We start from the raw sequence: 6,990 nt of genomic DNA, 5'->3' as shown, positions 1-6,990 counted from the left end.
AGCGTGGGTGCACCTGTATTGCCGTGTCGTGCATCCGCGAGACCGTCCAGGCCCTGAGCGTGATACCGGGCGAGCAGGGTGTAAGCGCTCATCCGACTGTAGCGGGTGAGCGCTAACAGGTCAGGAAGGGAGCGTCCTTCTGCCAGGAGCGCAAAGAATTGCGCTCTACGACGCTGAACGGCACAGGTGCTGGTTTTGAAGAGCTGCCAGAAATCGGCGGCGTCATGTTGAAGAGGTTGACTGAAAGCGTTGGACTTCATGGCATATATTGTAAAATATTTAATCGGAGTCCGTATCACGCGGCAGTTCAGGGCGGGCCTAACCACATGAGGGTCATGCCCCCACTCCTGAGTGGTCGGTTCAGAGCGCGTCTGATCGCGGCTCTCGCGCCCCTGGGAGTGAAAACCTGCCTGGTGCGGGCGTATACCACCACGCGCTGGGCAACCAGCCCAGATGGAGACCGCGCGCCGACCTCGCCGTAATGGACTGGATGTTGGCTGGGGTCAGCGGTCTGGATCTGGCCCGTGAGACACGGGCTGCGGGACTAGATACTGACGTGGGCAGGGCATAAACGTCCCCGGAACTGTGACTGGCAGACTGATCATCAGCTCCTCCCGGCTGCCCGACTTCATCTCTTTACAGCTTCTCCTCTTCCTGACCGGGTTCTTTCACATCCGTCTCCCCCCAGGCCACGTCCTGCTTTCGGGGGTGCCGTCCCAGGCTCAGCGTCCGGCCGTGTGCCTGCGCTCCTTTCAGCGCGTCGGCGATGTCACCCAGCGAGTCACTCAGCTCCCGGTCACGCACGCTGGACGACGCGATGATGGACAGCAGCGGTGCGAAGGCTCCCTCCAGCGCGCCCATAATAATTTCGAGTGTCACTGGTGCAGGTTCTGTGTGTGCGGTTGTGGCTGTGCTTGTCGCAGCCCCCCTCTGACGCACTGCTGCGAGTTCCTCTTCCACGGACTGTAGCGCGGCCAGAATGCTGGCTTGCGTGGCCGCATCCCATCCGGCGGAGTGACCGCGCACCTCCGCTTCCCTTACCCCTTCCTTCAGGGCGGTGGTTTGAGCGTTCATCCCGGCAGCGATGTCGGCCAGCTGCGCTACCACTCGTCCGCCCACGTCGGTCCCGGCCCCGCCGATCGCCCGGTCCCGCAGGAAGCCGGTGCGGATCTGCTGCCAGCGCGCGTCCTGTTCCAGGGTCAGCGTGCCCTGGATTTCGGCGAGCTTGAGCAGGTTTTCCTCGGCGCCGCTGGTCAGCAGCTGGGCTTCGCCGAGATAGTGGTCTGCGATCAGCCCCGCAATCTCGGTGTCGTTCATCACCGGCTGGATTTTCTCGGCCAGCCGGTTCATGTTGCGGTAGCTGCCCTGCAGCCGGAACGGCGGCTCGGTGCGGTAGCGGTCATCCTGCGCGGCACTGGCGATGTACTGCGCGTTGACCGCCGAGAGCACGTCACGCACCCGCAGCAGGCGCCGCAGGGTCTCGACCATCTCCCCGGCCTCGCCCTCGCCCAGACCGGACTTCAGCCCCGACAGGCTCACCTCGCGTCCCTGCGCGCGCTCCACCAGCAGGGCCAGGTCTGCCGGGTCACGGCCCGAGAGTGCGGCCAGCACCGGGTTGGAGGTGAGGCTGTTCTCGATGTAGCTCATCAGGAAGGCGTCCTGCATGCCGCTGAGCACGTCGCCGAGGTTGTACACGTCAGCACGGTTGGCCAGCATGTCCGGTACCCGGAAGACCTCGCCGGACTCGGTGTAGGGGTTGCCCGCCATCACCACCGCAAATCTCCGTCCGCGCAGGTCGTAGGTGCGCGGTTTCCCCTGCCAGACCCCGTCAATGCGGCGCGTGCCGTCGGTCAGCGAGATGAACTTCTGCAAGAACGCGGGGCTGAGGTGCTGGATGTCGTCGAGGTAGAGCATCACGTTGTTGCCCATTTCCAGCGCCAGGCCGAGCTTCTCCAGCTCCGCCCTGGCTCCGGAGTCCCTGGCCAGTGCGGGATCCAGGGAGGTGACCTCGTGTCCCAGCGACGGGCCGTTGATCCGCATGAAGACCAGTCCCAGCCGGCTGGCGACGTACTCCATCAGGGTGGTCTTGCCGTAGCCGGGCGGGGAGATCAGCATCAGCAGGCCCATCAGGTCACTGCGGCGCCCTTCGCCCACGGTGCCGATCTGCTTGGCGAGGTTGTCGCCGATCACCGGCAGGTACACGCCGTCGATCAGGGCGCTGCGCACGAACGACGTCAGGGGGCGCGCCTGGTACTCGGAAAGGTGCAGAGAAGCGGCCTCGCGTTCCATCACGGCGGCCCGCGCCTCCTGATAGCGGCGCATCCCCGGCACGTACACCGTGTGGTGCTCTTCGAGCCGGGCTGCCGTCTCGCCCACGTCCAGGGTCAGCGTACCTCCCGTGATCCTGGGATGCGTGCCGATCAGACCACTCACACGGGTGACCAGCGCGGTTTCCTGGATCTCCGTGTTGAGCTCCTCACCGAACAGCAGCCACGCCGCCGCTTCCGGCGCTTCGCCGCCGTGACCTGTCCACGCCTCAGTCTGTGTCAAGGCCGCTGTCCAGGCCAGCGCCATGTTCCAGCGCTGCGCGAGTGAGGTGTCTCTGCCTACGTCCAGTGAGGCGCTGAGCTGATCGGCGTTGCCCGTTTGCTCCGCGTCCGCGCGCAGCGCGTCTGCGAGGTCCACCGCCCGCCGGGTGAAGCTCAGTCTCACGGGCTGAGCCGGCGTGCTGGATTCCTGGGTGCTGCCTGACTGGGTGCTGACCTCGATCACGGCGCACAGGTAATCGGCGGCCTGCCTGGCCTGGATGGGTGTCACAGGTATGCCGCTGTCTCCCAGATAACTGCTGATCTCGGCGGCGAGCTCACCCTGCGCGGTGTCCAGCGCCCCGCGTGTTCCGAACATGGCTGCGATGGTGGCCGCACTCTGAACCCGCTGGATCCAGCTTGCATGCAGCTCACTCCAGTTGGTCCAGAACAGCACCCCCAGTGCGCGGGACTCTGCTGGGTAAATCAGTGCTCCCGCCGCGTCCTCAAGTGGCAGCAGCGCCCGGATGATCAGAGCAGCGTCGTGGTCATGCACACCTTTCTCGTAGCCACCCCGGTAGCGTGGAGCGGCAAAAACCCGCACCCGTGCTTCCAGGGCCTGTGGATCATTGATGAGCGAGCGCAGGATATCCATCGTCAGCGTGGACTGTTCCTCAGTTTCTGTAACTTCTGCTCCGGGGGTCAGGACTTCAGCGTTCCCGGCAGCGTCCGGTGTTGCTGCGGTCTGGGCTGCCGCATCTGTCCGGGCCGCCTGCATGACCAGGTGCGCAAGGTATTCGCCCCGGTAGACCTGCGGTGACTCGGATTCCAGGGTCGCGTCCCAGAATTCCTCAAGGCTGTCCAGCACCGGATCGTGCAGTGGTTGCATGAAGCCTGTGCCGGTCAGGTGCACGTTGAGCGTGCCGCCTTTGGGCAGCAGGGTCAGTTCCAGCGCCTGGGTGTTGACACTGAAACGGTGCCGTGGCCCCAGGCGGATCACGTTTCCGCCGTCCTCGAACAGGTCTGAGCGGTCTCGGAGCTGCCGCACGGCCCCGTCCCTGGCGGCGGCGAGGCGGGAGAGCAGGTCTCCGGCCCGCACCACATCACCGTGGGCACTGAGTTGTCCGGCGACCTGCCGCAGGCGCAGGACGAGCGGATCCCCGGCGAAGAAGGCCTGCAGCGCTTCCGGGGAAGACAGGCGCTCCAGGCGAGATCCAAGGCCGTCCACGATCCGTGCCCCGGTGTCGCCCAGGGTCTGGTTGCGGCGCTCACGCGCGGTCAGCAGCACCTGGCGGCGTTCCTCGAAGGCAAGCTGGGTCTCCTGGCGCAGGGTCAGCAAGGCATCCACAAAGGTGTCGTATTCGCCGAAACGGCTCTCGATCTCCCCGGCGGCCAGGATCAGGCGGGCCAGTTCCTCCGTGGCCCGCTCCGGGGAGTCTGCGCGGCCCAGCGCTCCGGCCACCGATTGCCGGAACAGATTCATCTGTGCGGCGAACTGGGCGGCCATCTCGCCCTCGCCTGCCGTTCGTGCGCGGCCCTCAGTGCGGGCGCGCAGCGCGTTGAGTTTGGCGTATAGCCCCGAGATGCTGTTGATCAACGCTGTGCGGGCTTGGGCGTCTTCTACAGGGAGTCCGGAGAGCAACTCGGAGAGCGTGTCCAGTGATCCGGCCACTCTGGCGATCTCCGTGAGCTGCGCAGTAAGTATCCGGCTGGACGCCGTGTCCGCCGAGGACAGCCCGGTTTCCAGGGCCATAATCTCATCAGCCAGCGGGGTCAGTGCCTCCGGGCCGGTCAGGAACGCGCCGGTGGCCTCTCCGGTCTGGGTATGCGCCGCTGTGGTCTCGGCCACCATCGCGTCTACAGCGGCCACGTCGATGCCGCGCATGTCCCGCAGGCTCAGCAGTTTGCCGCGTTCTGCCACCAGCAGCTCCAGGGCCTCGACAAAAGACTGCACCTCGGTATGGGCGCGGCCGTCAAGGTCGGTGAGCAGGGCGCGGTGTTCCTTGCGGGCCTGATCCAGAGCTTCACGGGCCGCCAGGTGCATGCTCTGCACCTTCTCGAATTCGTCGAGCACCGCCTCGCTGCTGGCGATGATCTCGTGAAGCAGGCCAGCCAGCGCGGCGTTGGCGGGATCGGCGAGCCAGTGGTGCACCTCGAACAGCCGCCGGGCGCTGGCAGTCAGCCGGGTGTAGTGTCGGGCGTCCTGTGCCCGCTGGCCAGTGGTGCGCGCCACCTGGGTGAGGTTGGACACTCCGCGCACCAGTTCGGCGTTGCCCAGCCGCCCAAGTGCGCCATTGCTCTGCGGCGCTCTCGAGGCAAACTCGTCGCTAAAAAAAGGCGTCTTCCAGACCTGCATCGGATGCACCCGTGTGGGCACAGAACTCTCGGCCTGGAACAGCGTCAGGGTGCCGCCCTCCTGGAGGGCCTCACCGTGGGCGAACAGCGGCGCGGCCAGTTCGCGGCGGATCAGGTTATAGACGAACAGCGCGCTCTCCCCGCTGACTGGCTCGTAGAAGGTGTACAGCACGTCCTCACCATTGGGGGAACGCTGCACGCCGCTCAGGGTCATGCCCTGGACCTGCGCGTCAAAGTCGCGGTACTCGCCGCTCTGGGCGTAGAAGCCGCCGGGAAAGATGATGCCGTGGTCTTCAGGCAGGCTGACGCACGACAGCAGCATGGCGTCGCTCCGTATCACCCGGCGCGTCAGGGTGTTGTAGATCAGCCCGCGCCACTCTTGTTCGCGGTAGGGCAGCACCCGCAGCAGGATCAGCGTTCCCACGCGCGCGTACTCGAATCTGGCGTCGTCCAGGGACTGGGTGGCGTCGTCTACCGGCTCGCTGTACACGCCCTCGCCGGTCTCGGTGTCGTTCTCGGTCTTGACCGTCAGCGTGCCGCTGCGCGTCTCGACGTACAGCGTGTCGAGGATGTTCAGGTGTGGGTGACGTCCGCTGACTTCCAGCTCGCGTCCGGCGCGGATCCACTCGAAGTCGAATCTGGGCGGCGGCGCGGCGTCGCGTTCACCGCGCGCGTCGGTGTAGCTCACCTCGCCTGTCGGGCTGATCTCCCAGCGGAACACCCGCACATCGGCGATGGTCTGTCCCATCTGAAAAACGGCCAGCAGTTTGGTGCCGCGCGTGAGCAGCTGGAGCAGCCGGGCGTCTTTGTAGTAGGCGTACAGCTCGGCGAAGTCGCGCACGAAGGTTGGGTCCGCGAGAAAGGTGCCCAGGGTGGGAACGGGCTGCACGTCGTAGGTTCCGCCAGTCTCGATGAGCCGGTACAGGCTGAGGACGTCGCCGACGGCGGTTTCCCCCTTGCGCGCCGACGCGGCGTTGAAGCCGAACAGCAGCCACGGCCCGGCCTCGACCAGATCACGGCCCAGGGCGGTAAAGGGAGTGTGGATGCGCACGCGTCCCAGCAGGGTCATCTCGCCCTCGCCAAATTCAGCGATGCGCTGGGCATTCAGGTCTGCGGCCATGCTTTGCAGCCCTGCGCCCTGTGCAGCGAGTCGGGCGCTGAGCACCGCGTAGGCCCCGCTGGTTTCCTCGGCTGTGGTCTGTTCGGTTGTGTTCTGTTCTGCGCCGGAGGTCTGTTCCGTGTTGCGTGTCAGGTCCGTGCCCGTGATCTGGTCAGGGGCGGGGATCACTTCTGCTGTGGTCTGGTCTTCGGGCATGCTGGGGGGTGTGGGTTCGGTCATCGGAATTTCCCTGTGTGGACGGCGCTGCATTTCTGAACGGCAACCGGCGGGCGCGTCACTGTCTCACGCGCCCGCCGGCCAGTTGTGTGCCGCACTCAGTTCTTGTCGGTGGCTCCCGTTGTGGTGGTTCCGGACCCAGTTTCCTCGCGTCCGAGGCGCACGCCTGCAAAGCGTTCCAGCAGCGCCTGGACCATCGGGCTGCGTGCGGCGAAGCCCTCGACGGCCTTGCTCATGGACACCGAGCGGCTCAGGGCATCGAACATCCCGCCCTCACCGCCGACCAGGTCGATGTGGGCGTTCTTCAGGGCGCTGGACAGGACGCCTGCGGTTTCCCTCGACACTTCCTTCCCTGCGTCCAGGGAGGCCGTGACTTCCTTGAGGTTGGTTTCCAGAGTCATGCGGAATTCTTCGTGGTCGCGTGCGCGGTCACTCATCGAGTCCATGGCCCCAAACTTGGCGGTCAGGCCTTTGGCCTCGGCCATCATGCGGTCACCCACGGCTCCGGCTTCCGCGCTGCCCTGGGCGCTGGTGACGCTGGCGTGCGCCTGTCCGACGGCGGCCTGTCCCTGCGCTTCTGCGGCCATGCGTTCGGCGAGCACGCGGGCATCGGCGTTGCCCTGCTTGTAGCTGGCCTCCGCCTTCGCTTCGAGGACCTGGGTCTCGGCGAGGCCGGGCGCGGCGATCTCCACCTGCTTGGCGGCGGCCATGACCCTGACGGCATCGGCCTTACGGGTGGCGGAGTCCGATTCGGCCTGGGCCAGGTTGGTCATC

At 66.1% G+C, this 6,990-nt stretch carries 3 protein-coding genes; all 3 read right to left on the bottom strand.

What is annotated here, in order from left to right; translation table 11 throughout:
* Positions 1-260: helix-turn-helix domain-containing protein (locus Q319_RS27240; protein ID WP_156039374.1), on the bottom strand; the 260-nt coding region annotated here is incomplete at its 3' end.
* Positions 261-636: 376 nt separating this feature from the next.
* The gene (locus tag Q319_RS0115090) at positions 637-6,219 is read right to left on the bottom strand and encodes a DNA repair ATPase (RefSeq protein WP_051655437.1); all 5,583 of its coding nucleotides are present in this window, start codon (positions 6,217-6,219) and stop codon (positions 637-639) included.
* A 95-nt stretch (positions 6,220-6,314) separates the two neighbouring features.
* Positions 6,315-6,989, bottom strand: coding sequence for a hypothetical protein (locus tag Q319_RS24640; RefSeq protein WP_051655436.1), 675 nt, complete (start codon positions 6,987-6,989; stop codon positions 6,315-6,317).
* Between the last annotated feature and the right edge of the window lies 1 nt (position 6,990).

It is taken from the genome of Deinococcus marmoris DSM 12784 (assembly GCF_000701405.1).
In the GTDB taxonomy this organism is placed as follows: Bacteria; Deinococcota; Deinococci; order Deinococcales; family Deinococcaceae; genus Deinococcus; species Deinococcus marmoris.
Note: the sequence above shows the minus strand (reverse complement) of the source record. Positions and strands in the feature narration are given on the sequence as shown.